The sequence below is a fragment of the Parasalinivibrio latis genome (assembly GCF_036825535.1).
GTDB classification, from domain to species: domain Bacteria; phylum Pseudomonadota; class Gammaproteobacteria; order Enterobacterales; family Vibrionaceae; genus Parasalinivibrio; species Parasalinivibrio latis.
Genome location: NZ_CP098812.1, coordinates 1,596,780 through 1,616,474, shown reverse-complemented (window position 1 = coordinate 1,616,474; position 19,695 = coordinate 1,596,780). Strand labels below are relative to the sequence as shown.

The 19,695-nt window shown below is 50.3% G+C and carries 16 protein-coding genes; 7 read left to right on the top strand and 9 right to left on the bottom strand.

All coding sequences use genetic code 11. The features are described 5' to 3' along the window. The first annotated feature begins 38 nt into the window (after positions 1-38). From NF212_RS07730 to NF212_RS07720, 3 genes are read left to right on the top strand one after another with little or no spacing between them, the layout of a single operon-like run. Positions 39-1,745: an ABC transporter permease gene (locus NF212_RS07730; protein ID WP_434360342.1), complete on the top strand. Its 1,707-nt coding sequence runs from the start codon at positions 39-41 to the stop codon at positions 1,743-1,745. Next, complete coding sequence (locus NF212_RS07725) at positions 1,708-2,379, top strand: ATP-binding cassette domain-containing protein (RefSeq protein WP_434360340.1); 672 nt, start codon at positions 1,708-1,710, stop codon at positions 2,377-2,379. Before NF212_RS07730 ends, NF212_RS07725 begins: the two co-directional genes overlap by 38 nt. Next, entirely contained in the window at positions 2,372-2,986 is a 615-nt protein-coding gene (locus NF212_RS07720; RefSeq protein ID WP_434360338.1) for a CDP-alcohol phosphatidyltransferase family protein, read from the top strand. The genes NF212_RS07725 and NF212_RS07720 overlap by 8 nt, the downstream gene beginning before the upstream one ends. An 89-nt stretch (positions 2,987-3,075) precedes the next feature. Here the strand turns inward: NF212_RS07720 and punR are convergent, their stop codons facing one another. After that, positions 3,076-3,978, bottom strand: a complete 903-nt coding sequence (punR, locus tag NF212_RS07715) for a DNA-binding transcriptional activator PunR (RefSeq protein ID WP_434360336.1) — start codon at positions 3,976-3,978, stop codon at positions 3,076-3,078. Between the two features lie 101 nt (positions 3,979-4,079). On the opposite strand from punR, the gene punC reads away from it, so the two are divergent. Next, a complete protein-coding gene (punC, locus tag NF212_RS07710) occupies positions 4,080-5,285 on the top strand; it encodes a purine nucleoside transporter PunC (protein ID WP_434360334.1) in 1,206 nt (401 codons plus the stop codon). 117 nt (positions 5,286-5,402) lie between these two features. On the opposite strand, the gene kdsB is transcribed toward punC, so the two are convergent. Genes kdsB through NF212_RS07685 form a run of 5 tightly spaced genes read right to left on the bottom strand, consistent with a single transcriptional unit; the run spans position 5,403 to position 11,469 of the window. Further along, entirely contained in the window at positions 5,403-6,149 is a 747-nt protein-coding gene (kdsB, locus tag NF212_RS07705; protein ID WP_434360332.1) for a 3-deoxy-manno-octulosonate cytidylyltransferase, read from the bottom strand. Continuing rightward, on the bottom strand, positions 6,149-6,328 hold the full coding sequence (locus tag NF212_RS07700; RefSeq protein WP_434360330.1) for a Trm112 family protein: 180 nt from the start codon (positions 6,326-6,328) through the stop codon (positions 6,149-6,151). The genes kdsB and NF212_RS07700 overlap by 1 nt, the downstream gene beginning before the upstream one ends. After that, a complete protein-coding gene (gene lpxK / locus NF212_RS07695) occupies positions 6,309-7,319 on the bottom strand; it encodes a tetraacyldisaccharide 4'-kinase (protein WP_434360328.1) in 1,011 nt (336 codons plus the stop codon). The genes NF212_RS07700 and lpxK overlap by 20 nt, the downstream gene beginning before the upstream one ends. An 8-nt stretch (positions 7,320-7,327) precedes the next feature. Continuing rightward, positions 7,328-9,082 carry a lipid A ABC transporter ATP-binding protein/permease MsbA gene (gene msbA / locus NF212_RS07690; protein ID WP_434360326.1) on the bottom strand — a complete coding sequence of 585 codons (1,755 nt, stop codon included), beginning with the start codon at positions 9,080-9,082 and terminating at the stop codon, positions 7,328-7,330. Positions 9,083-9,117: 35 nt separating this feature from the next. After that, a complete protein-coding gene (locus NF212_RS07685) occupies positions 9,118-11,469 on the bottom strand; it encodes a DNA internalization-related competence protein ComEC/Rec2 (protein WP_434360324.1) in 2,352 nt (783 codons plus the stop codon). Here NF212_RS07685 and NF212_RS07680 point away from each other — a divergent pair. Beyond that, positions 11,441-12,001 (top strand): DUF2062 domain-containing protein, encoded by a 561-nt coding sequence (locus tag NF212_RS07680; protein WP_434360322.1) that lies wholly within the window; start codon positions 11,441-11,443, stop codon positions 11,999-12,001. The genes NF212_RS07685 and NF212_RS07680 overlap by 29 nt on opposite strands. A gap of 230 nt (positions 12,002-12,231) precedes the next feature. Here NF212_RS07680 and lolE read toward each other — a convergent pair whose 3' ends face one another. From lolE to NF212_RS07665, 3 genes are read right to left on the bottom strand one after another with little or no spacing between them, the layout of a single operon-like run. Continuing rightward, positions 12,232-13,476, bottom strand: a complete 1,245-nt coding sequence (gene lolE / locus NF212_RS07675; protein ID WP_434360320.1) for a lipoprotein-releasing ABC transporter permease subunit LolE — start codon at positions 13,474-13,476, stop codon at positions 12,232-12,234. Next, positions 13,469-14,164 carry a lipoprotein-releasing ABC transporter ATP-binding protein LolD gene (lolD, locus tag NF212_RS07670; protein WP_434360318.1) on the bottom strand — a complete coding sequence of 232 codons (696 nt, stop codon included), beginning with the start codon at positions 14,162-14,164 and terminating at the stop codon, positions 13,469-13,471. The genes lolE and lolD overlap by 8 nt, the downstream gene beginning before the upstream one ends. Continuing rightward, positions 14,157-15,347, bottom strand: coding sequence for a lipoprotein-releasing ABC transporter permease subunit (locus tag NF212_RS07665; RefSeq protein ID WP_434360316.1), 1,191 nt, complete (start codon positions 15,345-15,347; stop codon positions 14,157-14,159). The genes lolD and NF212_RS07665 overlap by 8 nt, the downstream gene beginning before the upstream one ends. Before the next feature lie 268 nt (positions 15,348-15,615). Between NF212_RS07665 and NF212_RS07660 the strand changes: the two genes are divergently transcribed. Further along, positions 15,616-16,188, top strand: a complete 573-nt coding sequence (locus NF212_RS07660) for a PilZ domain-containing protein (RefSeq protein WP_434360314.1) — start codon at positions 15,616-15,618, stop codon at positions 16,186-16,188. Positions 16,189-16,197: 9 nt separating this feature from the next. Next, on the top strand, positions 16,198-19,671 hold the full coding sequence (mfd, locus tag NF212_RS07655) for a transcription-repair coupling factor (protein WP_434360312.1): 3,474 nt from the start codon (positions 16,198-16,200) through the stop codon (positions 19,669-19,671). The last annotated feature ends 24 nt before the right edge of the window (positions 19,672-19,695 follow it).

Below are 19,695 nucleotides of genomic sequence, written 5' to 3'. Positions count from 1 at the left end.
GTAACCTATTGTCTCGAAGGTATATTTAAGGACACCTGATGCTTAGGCTGTTGTATCTGTTGGCATTGCTGATTACTGCCCTGCCCTTCATTCCGGGTTTTGCCGGACTGGTGGCAGTCGCGTTCAGTTACCTGCCGACACTTGGGTTTGTCTCCCCTGGCTTCTCAGCCTGGCGGGAGATTGCAGCCTGGCCGGGTGTCTCGACGTCAATTTCTATTTCGTTGGCTGTCGGCTTCGGGAGTACCTTTCTTGCACTGATTTGGACCTTCCTTATCGTGCAACGCTACTGGGGAACACCGCGGTGGGTGAAACTTGAAAAATGGCTGTCACCTCTGATGGCGATTCCCCATGTTGCCTTCGCGGTTGGATGTGTATTTCTGTTTGCCCCCTCGGGCATGTTTGCCCGTTTACTGGCAAACTTATTCGGTGTTGGCCAGGAATGTAACATCTTTTGTACCGATACCATGCAGGCGGTTGGCCTCACCCTGTTATTGGCTATTAAAGAAACCCCGTTTTTGCTGTTGATGAGCATCGCCATTCTCAGGCAGTTCCCGGTTTGTCATTACCAGTCGATTGCCAAAAGTCTTGGTTACAGCCATGGTGCCGGTTGGCTGAAGGTGATTCTCCCACTGTGGCTGCCGAAACTCAGATTCCCGATTTATGCCGTTCTTGCTTACAGCCTGTCCGTGGTAGACATCGCTCTGATTGCTGGCCCGTCAACACCACCAACCTTTGCAGTTCTTATCTGGCAGTGGTTTAACGATCCTGACCTTGCGCTCTTGCCTCGTGCGACAGCCGGGGCAGTATTGCTGTTTGCTCTCTGCTTTGCATCCCTGCTTTTATACCGCAGCTTGGAATGGGTTTTATTCCGTTACTGGCAACGCTGGCAGTATTCTGGCTCCTCTGCTGTATACCTCCCGGGAAAAGGGCTCTTTGCTGTTGTTGCCCTTCTGCCCATCCTTGCCCTGCCGGTTCTGGCAGTATGGTCGTTCGCCCTTCGCTGGCGCTTCCCGGATATGGTTCCCAGCAGGTATTCCCTTCGCTTTTGGGAACAGGAGTACTCGCACTTACTGGATCTTGTCTCGCAAAGTTTCTGGCTCGCCACGGTTTCAGCGACACTCGCCCTGATACTGGCCATTATTACCCTTGAGTACCGGGCAATACATAACCGCTCTCTCCCGGCTGTGGTTATTGCGACACCGTTGCTGGTTCCCCAGCTTTCCGTTTTGTTTGGAATGCAAATTACTACTTACTTGATACCCGGTGCACATTATACGTTCTGGGTTATCTGGGCCCATGTGCTCTACGCTTTCCCCTATATTTACCTCTCTCTTGACGGCCCATGGCGCAGTTTTGACCCTCGCCTGCAACAGACAGCCCGCAGTCTCGGTTACTCGCAATGGCATTCATGGGGAAAGGTAAAACTTCCCTTGCTCTTGCCTGCCATCATTCTCGGCTGGGCGATGGGAATGAGTGTCAGCCTTGCACAGTATCTTCCAACCCAGTTGCTGGGTGCAGGCCGTGTAGTCACGCTGACTACGGAAGCCGTCAGCCTCGCAAGTGGTCAGGACCGGCGTATCATAGCGATTTACGGCCTTATGCAAGCCGTGTTGCCTTTAGTAGTATTCTCCCTGGCAGTTGCTGCTTCACGAATGACAGAACCGGCCCGGAGGCTGGCAACTCGAAAATCACCAAGGTGGTCTATCGATGCAATTACACGTAAAAAATCTCAGCATCACATCTGAATCCACCACGCTCCTAGAGGACCTGACATTTGATGTGTCCGGCGGTGAGGTGATAACGATTATGGGGCCAAGCGGCTGCGGCAAATCGACGCTTTTAAGTGCCCTTGCCGGGCACCTCAGTCCTGTATTCAACGTATCCGGCAATATTGATGTTGATGGGGATGATGTTGCTGCCCTGCCTGCGGAAAAGCGCGCGATAGGGATCCTGTTTCAGGACGACCTGTTATTTCCGCACCTGAACGTTTGGCAGAACCTCGCTTTTGGGATTTCATCCAACCATTCCGCTAACGAAAAACAGGACATGGCGATGCAAACACTGACCGAAATAGGACTCAGTGATATTGCCTGGCACGCGCCGCAAAATATATCCGGTGGCCAACGAGCGCGCATCAGCCTGATGCGCACCCTCCTGTCATCGCCCAAAGTTCTGCTTTTAGATGAGCCTTTCAGCAAACTCGACCGCCCACTTCGTAAGGCGTTTCGTCAGTTTGTGTTTTCCCAAATTACCCAGCGCAACATCGCCACCGTGATGGTCACCCATGACGAAGACGATGTACCGCCCAAGGGTAAATGCATTCAGTGGCCAAAGTTGCCAACTACCGTTCCTTTGGAGGAATCCAACCAAGATGCTTGATCGTTTTGCTATTCCGGTAATCAAAAAACCACTCACACTCATTGCATCCCTTCCTGACAAACTGGGGATTACCGCCAATCAAATTACCATTGCCGGGTTTATCATCGGACTGGGTGCCCTTCCGGCTATTGCCACAGGAAACTACCTGCTTGGCTTGCTGTTTATTGCGCTTAACCGGATATTTGATGGGATAGATGGGGCTGTTGCTCGCAGGCAGGGAATAACCGACTGTGGCGGTTTCCTGGATATTACTCTCGACTTTATCTTCTACTCGATGGTGCCTTTCGCTTTTGCCCTTGCGGTTCCGGAATCTAATGCTGTCGCGGCGGCATTCCTTATTTTTTCGTTTATGGGGACCGGTTCAAGCTTCCTTTCGTTTGCCATTATGGCAAGCAAACACAGTATCGATAACCCGGTCTACCAGAACAAATCACTCTACTACATGGGCGGCCTGACGGAAGGCACAGAAACTATCGCCTGCTTTGTCCTGATGTGCCTTCTCCCTGCCCACTTCGCAACTATCGCCTTTGTCTTTGGCGGTCTTTGCTGGCTTACCACCGCAACCCGGATTTGGGCAGGATACCAGACGTTAAAGTCGGTGAAATAGCCTGTCGATTCCCTCACCAGATGCCTGTAACCTTGGCTATCCAAGCCAAGGTTTATTAAAACCAATTGGATGAATTCGTCTGATTGGTATCACCTCAACCACTGGTTATGTAGTTGGTCTGAATCCCCCAGGTATTCCAAAAGCCAGTCGAGCGCCGGGCTCAGTTTGGATTTGTTCCAGGCGATACAGCAAGGGCTGGCTGGCGGTGGTGTTTCGATTTGTTTTTCGACCAGCAGCCCGGACTCAATATGTGGCAACGCCATATGGGACGGGACGACACCGATACCGGTTCCCGCCAGAAAGCACTGCATCGCACTGTGCCAGTTGGGAACCACGATTCGGCGTTGGTTATCGAGAAGCCAGGTTGTGCGTTTGGGAATAATCCGGGAAGTATCCTCAAGGCAAATTGCGGGATAGGTGGCAACCTCGGCATCAGTCAGTATATGGGTAGCGGAAGCAAGGGGATGGTTTTTACCGGCAACAAACCGCCACTCCAATGTTCCCATATTGCGGTAACCGAAATTACCACTCACCGGCACAGAAGTGGTCGCACCGATAGCGATATCAGCACGGTTGTCCGACAGAGCATCCCAAACACCGTTAAACACTTCCATACTCAGAAGCAATTCAACATCCGGGAAAGCTTTGTAGAAATCATTCACCAGGACACTTACCTGGTCTTCGCGCACAACATTATCCAAAGCCACGGTAACCGTAGCCTGCCAGCCGTTTGCCACACGCTGGGTATCAAAGCGCACTTGCTCCATCCGGTTTATGAGGTCTCTTGCCTGTTCGACAAAAAATTTGCCGGCAACTGTAGGCTCAACCTGGCGGTGCAACCGGGTAAAAAGTGTAACAGCCAGCCGTTCCTCAACCTGGCGTACTGTGTAGCTTATGGCGCTGGGAACGCGGTGCAGTTCTTCAGCCGCTGCGGAGAAACTTCCGCGACGGGCGACAACATCAATAACCTGTAATTCTTGATATGAAAACATTGCTGTGAAATTTTTTGAAAGCAGTAGTGAAATAATAGCGTTTCACAGTCATAGCTTCTATCAATAAACTGGCACCAAATTTAAAAAGCCACACTATTATTATGAAAACCAAACTTCCTTTTTCTTCCCTTCTTTGGTTTGCACTGCTCAGTATGCTGGGATTCCTGGCAACTGACATGTATTTGCCTGCATTTGAAACCATCCGTACTGAAATGGAGACTACCCAGTCCCTGATTGGTCTGAGCCTGAGCCTGTTCCTGTTGGGCATGGCGCTTGGTCAACTGATTTACGGCCCATTGTCTGACCGCTATGGCCGTATACGTGTCCTGGTTGGTGGACTTGCCCTGTTTACCATCGCGACAGTTGCAACCTCAGTGTCTGCCAGCATTGAAGTATTCCTGGCTGCACGTTTCCTGCAAGCGTTAGGAGCTTGCTCAGCCACTGTTATCTGGCAGGCAGTGGTTATCGACCGCTATGACAGCTCTACAGGTCAGCGTGTTTTCGCAACTATCATGCCGCTGGTCGCCCTGTCTCCAGCGCTGGCACCATTAGCAGGTGCGTTCCTTGAGGCACATCTTGGCTGGCGCAGCATCTTCTTTACTCTGATTGCAATTGGTATTGCTTTGATTGCCATGACCCTGCGTCAGGAAGAAAGCAACAAAAACCTGTCTAAAGACAGCAATCCTATTGAAGATATTAAGAAAAACTATTCGGTTATTTTAAAGTCAAAAAAATTCATCGGTAACATGATGATTTTTGCAGGCTGCTCTGCTGCGTTCTTCGCTTGGCTGACCGGATCACCATTTGTAATGACTGAAATGGGTTATTCAGGCGCGGATATTGGCCTGAGCTACGTACCTCAAACTATCGCCTTTATCCTTGGTGGTTATGGTTGCCGCTCGCTGCTGGGCCGTTATGAAGGCACCACTATCCTGCCTTGGCTGTTGAAGCTTTTTGTTGTCAGCATTGTGGTCATGTTCGCTATCACATGGCAATTCAACCCATCCGTTATCTGGCCTGTACTGGCGCCGTTCTGCCTGCTGGCTGTTGCAAACGGTGCGGTATACCCAATTGTTGTTAACCAGGCATTGGAAGACTTCAAACAGTGCAGCGCAACCGCTGCTGGCCTGCTGAACTTCCTGCAGACAATGGTTTGCTTCCTGGCAAGTGGTGTGGTCTCTGCCCTGGCGGCAAATGGACTGATGACTGTCATGGAAGTAATGATGGTGTGTGCAGCAACCGTAATCATCGGCTACTCGCTGACCGTGATGGCACGCCGCGAACCTGAACTGGCGACACAAAGCTAAAGTCAGGTTGAAACAGTAAAATCCGCTACGAGACAGAAAAGGGGGAAGCAACAGCTTCCCCCTTTTTTCATTGCTTTTAATTCGCCACTCGTCTCTCGGTCCCCGAGATAAGTGTACTCAGCAAACCAGCTTGCGCACCGCTTCCAGATCTTCCGGTGTATCTACACCGGCTGGCGGTGTTTCGAGTGCAACTTCAACATGGATTTTCTCACCGTACCAAAGTACCCGAAGCTGCTCCAGTGCTTCAATTTTCTCCAGCGGGCTTGGTTCCCAAGTAATGTAAGTCTTAATAAAACCTGCTCGGTAACCGTAAATACCGATATGGCGCATCAGGTTTTGGTGAACCTCTTTAGGCTCTTTGGCAAAGTTATCACGGTCCCACGGAATGGTTGCTCTGCTGAAATACAGGGCGAAGCCGTTCTTGTCGGTCACCACTTTTACCGCATTAGGGTTGAAAAGCTCATCAACATGGTCAATTTCAACAGCCAGTGTCGACATTGGCGCATTGCTATGAACCAGGTTATCGGCGACCTGACGAATAATAACCGGCGGGATCAGCGGCTCATCGCCCTGAACATTGACAATCACCTGATCATCGGCGAAACCGTACTTGTCGACCACTTCAGCCAAACGCTCAGTACCGGATTGATGATCTGCAGATGTCATGCAGTACTCACCACCAAACGCCTCAACCGCATCAGCGATGCGCTGGTCATCAGTGGCGATAATCACTTGATCCGCTCCGGACTTGCTCGCTTGCTCGTATACCCACTGAATCATCGGTTTGCCACCGATATCTGCCAGCGGTTTGGCCGGTAGGCGGCTGGACTGGTAGCGGGCTGGAATAACGACAACGAATCCCATTATTTAACCTCGTCTGAGCTCATTTCGCGGGCTTCATCCACCAGCATAACCGGAATGCCGTCGCGGATTGGGTAAGCCAGGCGATCAAATTTACATACCAGCTCATGTTTTTCTTTATCGTAATTGAGCTTGCCTTTGCAATTTGGGCAGGCCACGATTTCAAGCAGTCGATGGTCCATACTGTTCCTTAATCTCTTGAATACGGGTAAGTATCCGGTTTGCATCTTCCTCTGGAATATCTGCGTCTACCGGTAAATACCACCAGTTTTCCTTTGCATAACGGTAACACTTTACCGCATCTTTTTCGGTCATGATTAAATGATTACCCTGCTCTGCCAACCGTTCAAGTTCGGTAGGCTCAAACGCCTGGTGATCAGCAAATCCGCGTGTTTGTACCGGATTAAGTTTCAAAGACTTAAGGGTATTAAAAAATCTATCTGGGTGTCCGATACCAGCCATGGCAACCACGTTATCCAACTTGGATACGGCACGTTTTTCACCGGTCACCAAATTGATGGCATCAGCCGGTTTTAATGCCATGGGTATTTCACCCTCTGCTGCAGATCCACCATTGCAAATACGAAAATCAACAGAATCCAGGCGTTCAATCCCTTCGCGCAAAGGGCCCAGGGGAATGTACTGTTGATTGCCAAAGCGGCGGCTACCGTCAATGACAACGAACTCCAGATCCCTGTCCAGCTTGTAATGCTGAAGACCGTCATCGGTAATCACAATATCCACATCGAACGTCAGTAGCTTTTTAACCGCATTGCTGCGAACGGGGTCCACAACAACGGGTACGCCGGTACGGCGGTGGATAAGCAATGGTTCATCACCACATTCTGACGCGGACGTTTCCTCGGTGACAACAAATGGGTAGCTTGGCGCTTTCGCACCATATCCGCGGGAGACTACACCTGGGTTAAATCCCCGGCTTTTCAGTTGCTCAGCAAGCCAAATCACCACGGGGGTTTTACCGTTTCCGCCGGCAGTGATGTTTCCCACCACCACCACTGGTACCGGTGCCCGGTACGCGGCCTCTCGCTGAGAAATAAATTCCGCCCGGCGCTTGCCGGCGATCGAGCCATAGAGTTTGCTCAAAGGCCACAGTACGGGAGCAAGCCATTTGTGCTTGCCCCCAAACCAGAGTGATTCAATGAACTGACTCATCCGGGCCGTTACTCACCAAACTGGATACGGTGGAGCTGGGCATAAGCACCCTCTTTTTCAAGCAGGGTTTTATGGTCACCACGCTCAATGATTTCACCTTCATCCACCACAAGAATCTGGTCAGCATTCTCAATTGTTGACAGGCGGTGTGCGATTACCAGCACGGTACGATCCTTTTGCAGCTCATCCAACGCAGCCTGTATCGCTTTTTCTGACTCAGTATCCAAGGCAGAGGTTGCCTCATCCAGAATCAGTACCGGAGCATCACGAAGCAATGCACGGGCAATGGCCAATCTCTGTCGCTGGCCACCAGACAGGCTTACTCCATTCTCACCGATAACGGTATCAAAGCCGTTGTCCATGCCTTCGATAAAGCCTGTAGCATGGGCCAGTTTCGCTGCATGTTCAATTTGCTCACGGGAATAAGACTCTGTTGCAGCATAGGCAATATTGTTGGCGATAGTGTCGTTGAAAAGGTGAACGTTCTGGGAAACAACTGCTACCTGTTCACGCAGGTTAGAGAGTTTGTATTCCGTCAGGTTAATGTCATCTAGCCGAATTTCACCGGAATCTATCTCATAGAAACGGGTAAGTAAGTTGGCAATAGTACTCTTGCCTGAACCTGAGCGTCCTACCAGAGCAAGTGTTTTACCGGCAGGCAGGTCAAAACTGATGCTTCTGAGCGCAGGCGTATCCTTGGTTGGATAGGTAAAGGTGATGTTATCTACCTTTACGTCCCCTTTTACGCGCTCGGCAACATGGCTGCCGGTATCCTTCTCACCGTCCATATCCATCAGGTCAAACAGGGTCTGGCTTGCTGCCATACCGCGTTGGAACTGGGATGTAACGTTAGTCAGCGATTTCAGTGGACGCATCAGTCCAAACATTGCAGTGAAAATGACTGCAAATGTACCTGGGGTCAGCTGGCTGCGGATTGATTCGGTATTGGCAAGAACCAGGACAACCACCAGTGCCAGAGACGCAATAAACTGGATAACCGGGTTTGCAATGGCCTGTGCAGCCACCAGCTTCATGGATTGCTGGCGCATACGGTTACTCATCTGGTCAAAGCGATCGCTCTCTACCTGCTGGCCGTTGTAGCTGAGAACAACTTTATGCCCTTTCAGCATCTGCTCCGCCGATGATGTCATATGACCCATGGCTTCTTGCATATTGCGCGAAATTTTACGGAAACGCTTGGAAACAACACCAATCGCCCAGGCAACTACCGGCGCAATCACCAGCAAGATGGCGGAAAGCTGCCAACTGTTCCAGAACATCATTACCAACAGGCCAATAATCATCGCCCCTTCACGGACAATGTTCACCAATGCCCCGCTTGTTGCAGCAGCAACCTGCTCTGAATCGTATGTAATACGGGACAGCAGTTTTCCCGATGATTCTTTGTCGAAGAAGCTGACCGGCATGGACATAAAGTGGTTGAACACCATACGGCGCATCTTCATCACCACATTGCCGGACACCCAGGACAGACAGTAAGTGGAAACAAAACCCGAAACCCCGCGCAGCAAGATCAACAGTAACAGGTACAACGGCATCCAGGTAAGGAAATCGGACGATACTTTATCGTAGGTAAAGCCTTCATCCAGCAGAGGCTTAATCATGGAAATCAGGAGGGTATCAGCTGCCGAGTTTGCCACCAGGGCAATAACAGCGACGATCATCCCGGCTTTATAGACACGAATCATCGGCCAGAGGCGTTTGAATGTTTCCCAGGTTGATCGGTCTTGGAACTCGCTCATCGAATATCACTTGTCGAAAAGAATTACGCCGCATTCTACTCGTTTTGTAGGTCGTCTCCAAACAGCTTGCGAAACCAAAACCATTGTTTGTCTTGCCTTTGGCGAATAAGACGCCACCCTGCGTCAGAAAATACGACTGACAGTTGCCCTGAGCGGCCTGTTTCAAACCAGGGAATATCCCTGCTGGTATATCTTGTTACGACGTCATCAGCGGGCAAATTCCAGGGATTGAATCGAGCCGAAGAAACCAGAGCCAGTTGGGGCGATACGGCCTCAATAAACGACGGGGACGATGATGTTTTACTTCCATGGTGAGGCACAACCAGAATGTCAGCCTTGAGTTCTATGGAGTCCAAGCCAACAAGGGCCAACTCGGATTTTTCTTCGATGTCTCCAGTAAGAAGCACTGAATAAGTGCCATCAGATACCCGAATCACACAGGACTCATCATTGTCCGCACGAACGACCCGGGTTTGGGGCCATAGCATCTCAAATGTTAGCCCCTGCCAAACCCAACTTTCTCCTGACAAGCATGGCCCAAAACCAGCCTGATTCGCGGAAGAAAAAGCATTTTCAGGCTGGAATTCTTCCATAATCCATTTACTGCCACCGGCATGATCGCTGTCACTGTGGCTAACGAACAATGCATCCAATTGGGTGATACCCATATCATACAGAACGGGAGCAATGGCTATTTCAGCCAATGACCCGCCTGGCCAGCTTGAAGCGGTATCATAAAGGGCAGCCCTGCCATCTTTACTGATAATAACTGCAAGACCGTGCCCGACATCCAGTATGTCCAGTTGCCAGCTCTCCTTTTCGAGACCAGTATTTTTCCAACCGACAACGACTATCAGAAGCACCAGATTTAGGACGGTAATCCGTTTCCCCGGAATCATCACAAATGCAGCTATCGAAAGAAAAGCACATAACCCCCATCCAGCCAGGTACCCCGGCAGAGTGACCCAAGTGCCTTGGGTTGTCTCAGCCAAGGTAATCAACGGATAAAGGCTAATATCCGCCAGTGTCCAAAAAAGCCCTGACACTGGGCTGATAGGGCTGCTCGCAAGAGCGGCAATAATTGCAGGAACTGTCGTAACACTGACCCAGGGAATCGCAAGCAGATTGGCAATGGGAGAAATTGGACTGAATCCACCAAACAGCAGGATTTGGACAGGCAACATTGCAACAAACATCCCGGCCTGTAACCAGCAAAGTGCTTTCAGTGCTTTCAGTGCTTTCAGCCCCTTCGCCCAACTTCCCGAATTTTTCGCTACAACATGTTGGTACAATATTAAAAGTACAAATACAGCCAGATAAGAGAGCCAGAACCCCGAACTGAAAACACCCAGTGGGTCTATTGCCTGTGAAATACAGAGAACCAAAAGCAATATGGTCTGGATTGGCACACGCTTACCACCAAACATACATATGGCAGTAATTACGCACATTACCAATGCACGCTGGGTTGGCGGCGAAAATCCAGCCGCCCAGGCGTAAGACGTTGCAACGGAGGATGCAAGGAGAAGAGGAAGTACCAGCGAAAATTTCCCATCCGGGATGAACAGGGTCACCGCCCTTCCCAGCCACCATCCAAGGCCGAACACCAAACCGATGTGCAGCCCGGAAATGGCCATAAGATGCAGCAATCCGCTGCTTTTTAGCGCCGACCAATCATTACTTTCCAGCCCCGAACGATCTCCAAAACTCAGGGCAACGAGATATTGCGGGTAACGTTTTTCTTTAAAATAGTGTTTCAGTGAATGATAGAAATACTGACGAAGAGAAACGCTGTTCCGAATTAACGTACCTGTTTTTACCGAGCCCTTTCCGTGAATACCTTTGCTTACAAAATAATGCTCCGAGTCAAAACCTGACTGATTCACACGACCGTTTGGTGGTTTAATGCGCGCCAAAAACGACCATACCTGCCCTTGTTGTAACAACTGTTCAGTTCGCCAATACAGCCGGAGCTTTAACTTATTGACGGGCTTACCATTAAGCTCAGTAACAGAAAGGATGAATTTTTTCTGGGACTTATCCGTTGTAAAAAGGCTGTCAACCTTCCCAACTATGGTACTATTCACGCCATATGTGTTGTTAACCTTTGCTACGTTGTTGCTGTAACCAGTAGCTGCAACCACCGCAATAAACACACCACAAAGCAGTCCGGTAGCAATACCGTGACCTGGAATAACCCATCGCCTCATTAGGCACAAGGAAAGCCACGCAAGGAGCGAAACCGTTAAAGCGGTAAGGTCAGGGATTACCGGCCACCAGGGAAGTGAAGATATGGCGGCAACACTACCCAGTGTGACCTGATTAAGAATGTTTTTGGTGCGAATAGATGCGTGAGCCATGCCAAGAAAAATAATTAAAAAATTCATGCCGAATCACGACAAGATTCGGGAGCAAAAAGCCCTGAGGGTTTTTGGAAATCTTCTCTATGACCCAAACCTTTGGTGCCTGAACCGTCGTTCAGCGTCCGGAGCGTTTGCTGTCGGCCTCTTTATGGCCTTCGTTCCACTCCCAAGTCAGATGATCATGGCCGCCGGTTTGGCGATCCTGTTTGGTGTCAACCTTCCACTTTCTGTTGCATTGGTTTGGATCAGTAACCCTATCACCATGCCGGTCCTTTTTTACGGGTGCTACAAACTGGGCGCATTCCTGATGCATACCCCACATCAACCGTTCCATTTTGAGCTTTCCTGGGAATACCTGTTGCACCAAATGAGCGCGATCTGGCAACCTTTCCTTTTGGGGTGCTTCCTGACCGGAACTGTATGTGCCCTTCTTGGCTATTTCGGTATTCGTGGCCTTTGGCGCTATTCAGTAGTTCGCAGCTGGCGCAAACGTAAACTACGTATTCTGGCCCGTATTCCAGGTATCCCTTTGCCACGGAAAACTGACAAGGATTAATACCAGCTCAACTAACTCGTTGACCATTTTGACCAACTAATGAGTCCTACTGGTATAAAACTACCGTCTGTAAAAACAAATTATCGGGGTCACAAGGATCTTCTCGACACAACAGACCTTCAGGCTGAAAAACTGACAAAAGAAAACGGCGTGACTGCGATGCAGTTCACGCCGTTTTCTTTTAGTAGTCAGAAGCAAAATGAGAGTAGTAGTCTCTTACTTTCCTTCGGTTAACGCCCGCTCAGCACCGATGCCGGATGCAGCTTGGATGCCCTCATCGCGGGATACAACGTTGCGATAAGGCTCAGAAGCCAGGCGGTAACCATCACCAGCACTACATCTGTCCAAACCAGCTGTGACGGAAGGAAGTTAACGAAATAGATATCACCGGAGAGGAACTGGTGACCGGTCAGGTTTTCAATGCTCTTTATGATTGGCGTCAGGTAGAGAGCTCCCATCGACCCTAAAACAGCACCAGCAAAACTGCCAAACAGTCCAGTCAACAGGCCATGCCAGACGAAGATTCCCCGCACCATCGAATCATTTGCTCCCATGGTACGTAAAATAGCAATATCTGACGCACGGTCCTTAACAGACATCATCAGAGTCGATACCACGTTGAAACAGGCAACGCCTATTACCAGCACCATCACCAGATACATGATGGTACGAACCATTTGGATATCGCGGTGCAGGTAGCCAAATTGCAGTGTCCAGTCCTTCAGGTAAACATAAGCATCAACGGTGGCACCCACTTCACGGATGATTCGACGCGATTCCATGGGGTTGTCCATCTTGAGTTCAACACCTGTGACAGCGTCACCCATGCCAAGGTAGCTCTGCGCATCCTGAATAGGGACCAATGCAAGGGTATGGTCAATCTGTCCCCCCAGAGTAAGAATTCCAACCACATGCAGGCGCTCGCGGGTCGGGGCCGACAGTCCTTTTTCATTTTCAGGCTGCGGAATCATTGCCGTCAGCCAGTCGCCCTCTTTAACACCCAGCTTGTCAGCTATCCCTTTACCAATAATGAGGGCACGCTCACCCGGTACCAGTTTTTGCCAGTCAGATTTCCCGACAAAGTTATCCAGGCCACCAAGACGGGATTCAATTGAGGGATCGATACCACGTATTAGTGCAGATTTAAGCTTTGTGCCTTTTTCCATTAGAGCAGTAAAACTGACATAGGGTGCAGCTCCGGTAACATCGGGATTCTGCTCGGCTTCCTTTACCACCTGCCGCCAGTTTTCAACAGGTCCCCGCACACCTTCAAGTTCTCCATGCGGTACTACAGACAACACTCGGTTTTGTAGCTCTCTTTCAAAGCCATTCATGGCTGAAAGGCCGACAATGATCACCATCACCCCAACGGCAATCCCTATCACAGAAGAAAGCGAAATAAATGAAACCAACTTGTTTCGTGAGCGGCTTTTACTGAACCTGTGAGCAATATAGAGTGACAACGGTTTAAACATCAACGGTTTCCCCACCGGTCAGCACCCCATCCTGCATTTTCATCTGCCGATCCATTTTGGCCGCAAGTCCCTGGTCGTGGGTCACCACCAAAAACGCCATGCCATGTTCCTGATTAAGACGTCTCATCAGGCTGTATATCTCAAGTGCATTCTGATGATCTAAATTACCGGTTGGTTCATCAGCCAGTACCAATGCCGGACGGGTAACAACCGCACGTGCAATGGCAACACGCTGACGCTCACCACCAGACATTTCAGACGGGCGGTGATGAAGTCGGTGACCCAATCCAACCGTTTCCAGCATCTCAGTGGCTTTGCGCTTAGCTTCCGTTGTATTTACACCACCTATCAGCAATGGCATCGCCACATTTTCAAGCGCCGTAAAGTCGGACAAAAGATGGTGGAACTGGTATACGAAACCCAGGTGCTGGTTTCTCCAACGGGCCTGTGACTGACTGCCCATTTGGTGGACATCCTGCCCTTTGAATATCACATTGCCGTCAGTTAGGTCATCAAGTGCCCCCAACACATGCAGCAGTGTACTTTTACCAGAGCCCGAGGTTCCGACGATGGCACAGAGCTCCCCTTCCTGAATGCTGAATGAAACCCCTTTGAGTACCTCAGTTTCCAGCGTCCCTTCGCGGTAGCATTTGGTAACGTTGTTGCAGACAAGTAATGGGTTATTCATATCTCAGCGCCTCGGCAGGTTGTACGGATGCCGCTTTTAAAGAAGGGAAAAAGGTCGCTGCCAGGCTGAGCAAGACAGCACAGACAACAACAAAAGTAATCTGGAGGGGTTCAACTACCACTGGCAGCATAAAGTTACCACCAAGCAGGTTAATTCCCATCAGGGGTAACACTGTATTGATATTGAGTGAGAGCATGGTTCCCAGTAAACCGCCAACTATCGCGCCAATAACGCCGCTGCTGCCTCCCTGCACCACAAAGATGGATACCAGCTGTCCGTTTGTCATACCCTGGGTTTTGAGGATTGCCACTTCAGATTGTTTTTCCATGACCACCATCACCAGGGCAGAGATAATATTAAAAGCCGCCACCAGCACAATCAGGCCCAGCATCAGCCCCATCATATTGCGCTCCATTTTGACAGCCTGAAACAACTCCCCTCGCTGTGCACGCCAGTCGCGCCAATCCACACCAGTCTTTGAAGCAAATCTCGCCACTTCGGAGATGGCGTATGGATCATCAAGATAAAGACGGCTGTCGTAACCTTGCGATGACCGGCGTTTCAGGAGACGGCTCACATCCTTGATATTGGCAAGGAAAAGCTGGTCATCCACATCCGTGCCGGTATCGTAAATACCAGAAACGACGAAGTTACGTTGCGATGGCACTCTACCCAACGGTGTGAATTGACTTGCCTGGGTGGATATCACCCTTATTTTGTCACCGATCCTGACTTTTAAGTTTCGCGCCAGCGTCCGACCTAAAACAATATGGTATTTTCCCGGCTGCAAGCTATCCAGGGAGCCCCTCATCATATGCAAACCGATAGGATCAGGTGTTGAAGGATCAATGCCTAACAACTGCCCAGCAGACAGGCTTGAAGCACTCTGAACCACTGCCTCACTTTCCAGTACGGGGGCAACTTTAGTGACATGTGGCCAGGTGAGAAGTTTGCTGGAGTCCGGCTGGTGTTGCCCACCCACAATGGCATGTGGCAAAACACCAAGAATCCTGCCCTTGAGCTGACTTTCAAACCCGTTCATCACGGACAGCACGGTCACCAGCGCCAACACACCAACGGTAATTCCAGCAGTGGACATCACCGACACAAACCGGCTGAATTTGTCCCCGGACTTCCCTCTTGCATAGCGCCAGCCAATAAAAACGGGTAGTGGATAGAACATTGTTGTTTTTTATTTCCTGTCTAGATGGCAAACGGAGAATATTCTGACATCCTCCTGATAATTGCCTTGTTTTCAGGCCTGAGGATAACGTTAGACAACAGGGATTTCCATGGTTCCGACAAGACATCACCAATTTATGACATGCAGGTAAGTTCCGCTTCCGATTTTCATTCCGAAACGATGCATTATACAGCAAAAGAGGAACTTACCTTGTAGCGGTGCCTTTCCTGCGTGATAATCAAGCCATAACCAACCGAAAGAGCTAATAATGAGTCAGGACGAATATTTCTCAGTACACGCTCACCTCACCGTAAACGTTGAGCCGCTCGCGGAAGGTGAACATATTCCGGATAAAGAAGCTTTTGAAGCTGAAATCCCAGTGTTGTTCAGGATTGCCCGCGAATGTGCGGAATCAGACGAGTCGATGGAAAAAGACCTGGCTGCGATGAAAATCGAAAACAGCCATGCACTGTTGAATTACCTCAACACCCAGAATAAAAAACTCGACCTCCTGCTCAACTTTATGTTGGCAAACCAGGACAACCCCAAGTTCCGTCATAAAACCGAAACTTTCGGTGCCAGCAGCCTGACCTATTTTTCAGACAAGCCTTTGCACAAGGGAACCTCTACCCGTGTAAAAATATTCCTTCACCACCCTGCAGCAGCAATCTACTGCTATGGTGAGGTATTTGGTTGTAAAGAAGTTGAGGGCAGGTATGCTATTGGCATTCGCTATACCCGGCTTCAAGAGCCGGACCAGGACATACTCATCCGTGCTGCACTTCACCTTCAACAAAAACTTCTGAGGCAGCGCGCCTTAAAAAGAGAAGAAAACAAGTAACGTCTTCAAATGAAACCAATTCCTGTTATTTCCGCCCTCCAAACGCCAAAAGCCGGAGAGCAGCAGCACTTGGGGAACCTTATCGGTTCCTCTCTGGCACTGACCATTGGTGATATCGCCAACCGCCACAACGGCCCCGTACTCCTGATTACCCCCGACAGCCAGACTGCCAGGCGGCTTGAGGGTGAAGTCAGCCAGTTTACGCCGGAAAAATGTGAAGTTTTCCCAGATTGGGAAACCCTCCCGTACGATAATTTTTCCCCTCACCAGGACATCATCTCCGAGCGATTGTCTCTGTTGTACCAGATGCCACAACTGGTGTCTGGGATCGTTATCATGCCGGTCAATACGCTTCTCCAACGGGTATTACCCAAAAGCTTCCTGACCAAGCATGCATTGGTAGTAAAAAAAGGCGATCTGCTTTCGTTGGAAAAGCTGCGCAGCCAATTGGAAAGTGCCGGTTACCGCCATGTTGATCAGGTAATGGAGCATGGGGAATACGCCTCACGGGGTTCAATCCTTGATCTCTTCCCGATGGGCAGCCAGCAACCCCTGCGAATCGATTTCTTTGACGACGAAATTGACACTATTAGGGAGTTTGATCCGGAAACCCAGCGTTCAATTACTGAAATAGACAGTATCAGCCTACTCCCGGCTAGAGAATTCCCCACAGATCCGGAAGCCATAGAGCAGTTCCGTGGTCGCTGGCGTGAACGGTTTGACGCCCGCCGGGAGCCTGAATCGGTGTACCAGCAGGTGAGCAAGCGTACATTGCCTGCCGGTATAGAATACTGGCAGCCTCTGTTCTTTGATGAAATGGCAACTCTGTTCGATTACCTGCCGGACAATACTCTGGTGGTATCCGTAGGTGATTTGGAACAAGCAGGAAAGCAGTTTCTTGCAGATGCGGAAAACCGGTTTGACCAGCGCCGTGTTGACCCTATGCGCCCACTGCTTGCCCCAGATTCCCTATGGCTTGAAACCGATGAAATGTTCTCTTTGCTCAAGCCTATTCCGCGAATCATGCTCACTGATGCTCAGGTTGAAGGTAAAAAATGGCGGACTAATATCAGTTGCCAGCCACTGCCGGACCTGAATGTTAACCATCAGCTTAAAGAACCAATGGGTGCGTTGCGCCAATTTTGCGAGCAGTTCAGTGGCAAGGTTGTCTTCTCAGTTGAGTCAGAAGGCCGTCGTGAAGCGCTGCTGGATATGCTGTCGCGGATTAAACTGCGACCAATGGTTTGCAACTCGGTCTACGAAGCACTTGATGCACCCAGCCGGGTCACGCTGATTATTGGTCAGGCCGAGAGAGGTTTCATCCTCGAAGATGCGGGTTTTTCCCTTGTCTGTGAAACTGATCTGTTCGGCGAGCGGGTAGCCCAACGCCGTCGGCGTAATGACAAAAAAGCGGCTGTCAGCAGCGAAACCATAATCCGTACGCTTGCTGAACTCCAGCCGGGCCAACCGGTCGTCCATCTCAAACACGGCATAGGTCGGTATGAGGGCTTGCAGACACTCGAAGCCGGTGGCCTGAAAACTGAATTCGTCACCTTGGAATACCAGAAAGGTTCCAAACTCTATGTGCCGGTATCTTCCCTTCACCTTCTCACCCGCTATACCGGAGGGGCAGAAGAGGCAGCCCCACTCCACAAACTTGGTGGAGAAGCCTGGGAAAAAGCGCGCCGCAAAGCAGCTGAAAAGGTACGGGACGTTGCTGCTGAGCTTCTGGATGTCTACGCCAAACGTGCGGTCAAACCAGGCTTTGCGTTCAAGCACGACCATGAAGCTTATATCGATTTCATTAACGGCTTCCCCTTTGAGGAAACCCACGATCAGGCACTTGCAATTAATGCTGTGCTTTCCGACATGTGCCGCCCCATTGCCATGGATCGTCTGGTGTGTGGTGATGTTGGCTTCGGAAAAACAGAAGTGGCAATGCGGGCAGCTTTCCTTGCCGTGCATAACGCAAAACAGGTTGCCGTGCTGGTTCCGACAACCCTGCTTGCCCAACAACACTTTGAAAACTTCCGTGACCGTTTTGCCAACTTGCCAATCCGGGTAGAGGTGCTGTCCCGCTTCAAATCTGCAAAAGAGCAAAACCAGATCCTTGCGGACGTAGAAGCCGGGAAAGTGGATATCCTCATCGGTACCCACAAACTGATCCAGGGCACCATCAAATTTGCTGATCTTGGTCTTCTCATTGTGGATGAAGAGCACCGCTTTGGTGTCCGCCAGAAAGAGAAAATCAAAGCCATGCGGGCAGATGTGGATATCCTGACCCTGACCGCAACACCCATTCCGCGAACACTCAATATGGCAATGAGCGGTATTCGGGATCTGTCGATTATCGCAACTCCACCTTCCCGCCGCCTGGCAGTAAAAACCTTCGTTCGAGAACGAGATGAAGTGACGGTGAAGGAAGCTATCCTGCGTGAAATCATGCGTGGTGGCCAAGTCTACTTCCTGCACAATGACGTAGAGTCTATTGAAAAAGCAGCTTCCGACCTGGCTGAACTGGTACCGGATGCGCGTATTACCGTCGCTCATGGACAAATGCGCGAGCGAGAGCTCGAGCGCATAATGAGTGACTTCTACCATCAACGGTTCAACGTACTGGTTTGTACTACCATCATTGAGACCGGTATTGATGTCCCAACGGCTAACACCATCATAATCAACCGTGCAGACAGTTTCGGTCTGGCGCAGTTACACCAGTTACGAGGCCGGGTAGGCCGTTCACATCACCAGGCTTATGCCTACCTGCTGACGCCACACCCTAAGCGCATGTCAAAAGATGCCGTAAAACGTCTGGAGGCTATCGCTTCGCTGGAAGACCTGGGTGCCGGATTTACACTTGCGACCCATGACCTTGAAATTCGTGGAGCCGGTGAACTGCTTGGCGATGAACAAAGCGGCCAGATCCAGACCGTCGGCTTCACACTGTATATGGAAATGCTTGAGCAGGCGGTCGAATCCTTGAAAGAAGGTAAAGAGCCTTCTCTCGATGATTTGCTTAACGAGCAAACCGAAGTGGAACTGCGTGTACCTGCCCTGCTGCCAGATGACTACATGCCGGATATCAACACTCGCCTATCCCTGTACAAAAGGGTTGCCAGTGCTTCAAACGACGATGAACTCGACGAGCTCCGTGTGGAGTTGATTGACCGTTTCGGTTTGTTGCCTGAGCCAGCCAAGAACCTGCTTACCTTGGCTCGGCTTAAACTGTCTGCCACCGATCTGGGCATTCGCAAGCTGGAACTTGGACCAATGGGCGGAGCCATTGAATTTAATGAAAATGCACCGATTGATCCCGCTTTTCTGGTTGGTCTGTTACAATCGAGCCCACAGACTTACCGCCTGGATGGCCCAACCCGCCTGAAAGTGGTCGAAGCGATTAAGGAAAACCCGGATCGCATCCGGTTTGCACAAACGCTCATTGAGCAATTTGAGAATCATAAAGTGACCGCGGTGCAGGCTTAATGGCCTGCCCGGACTTGTTTTAAA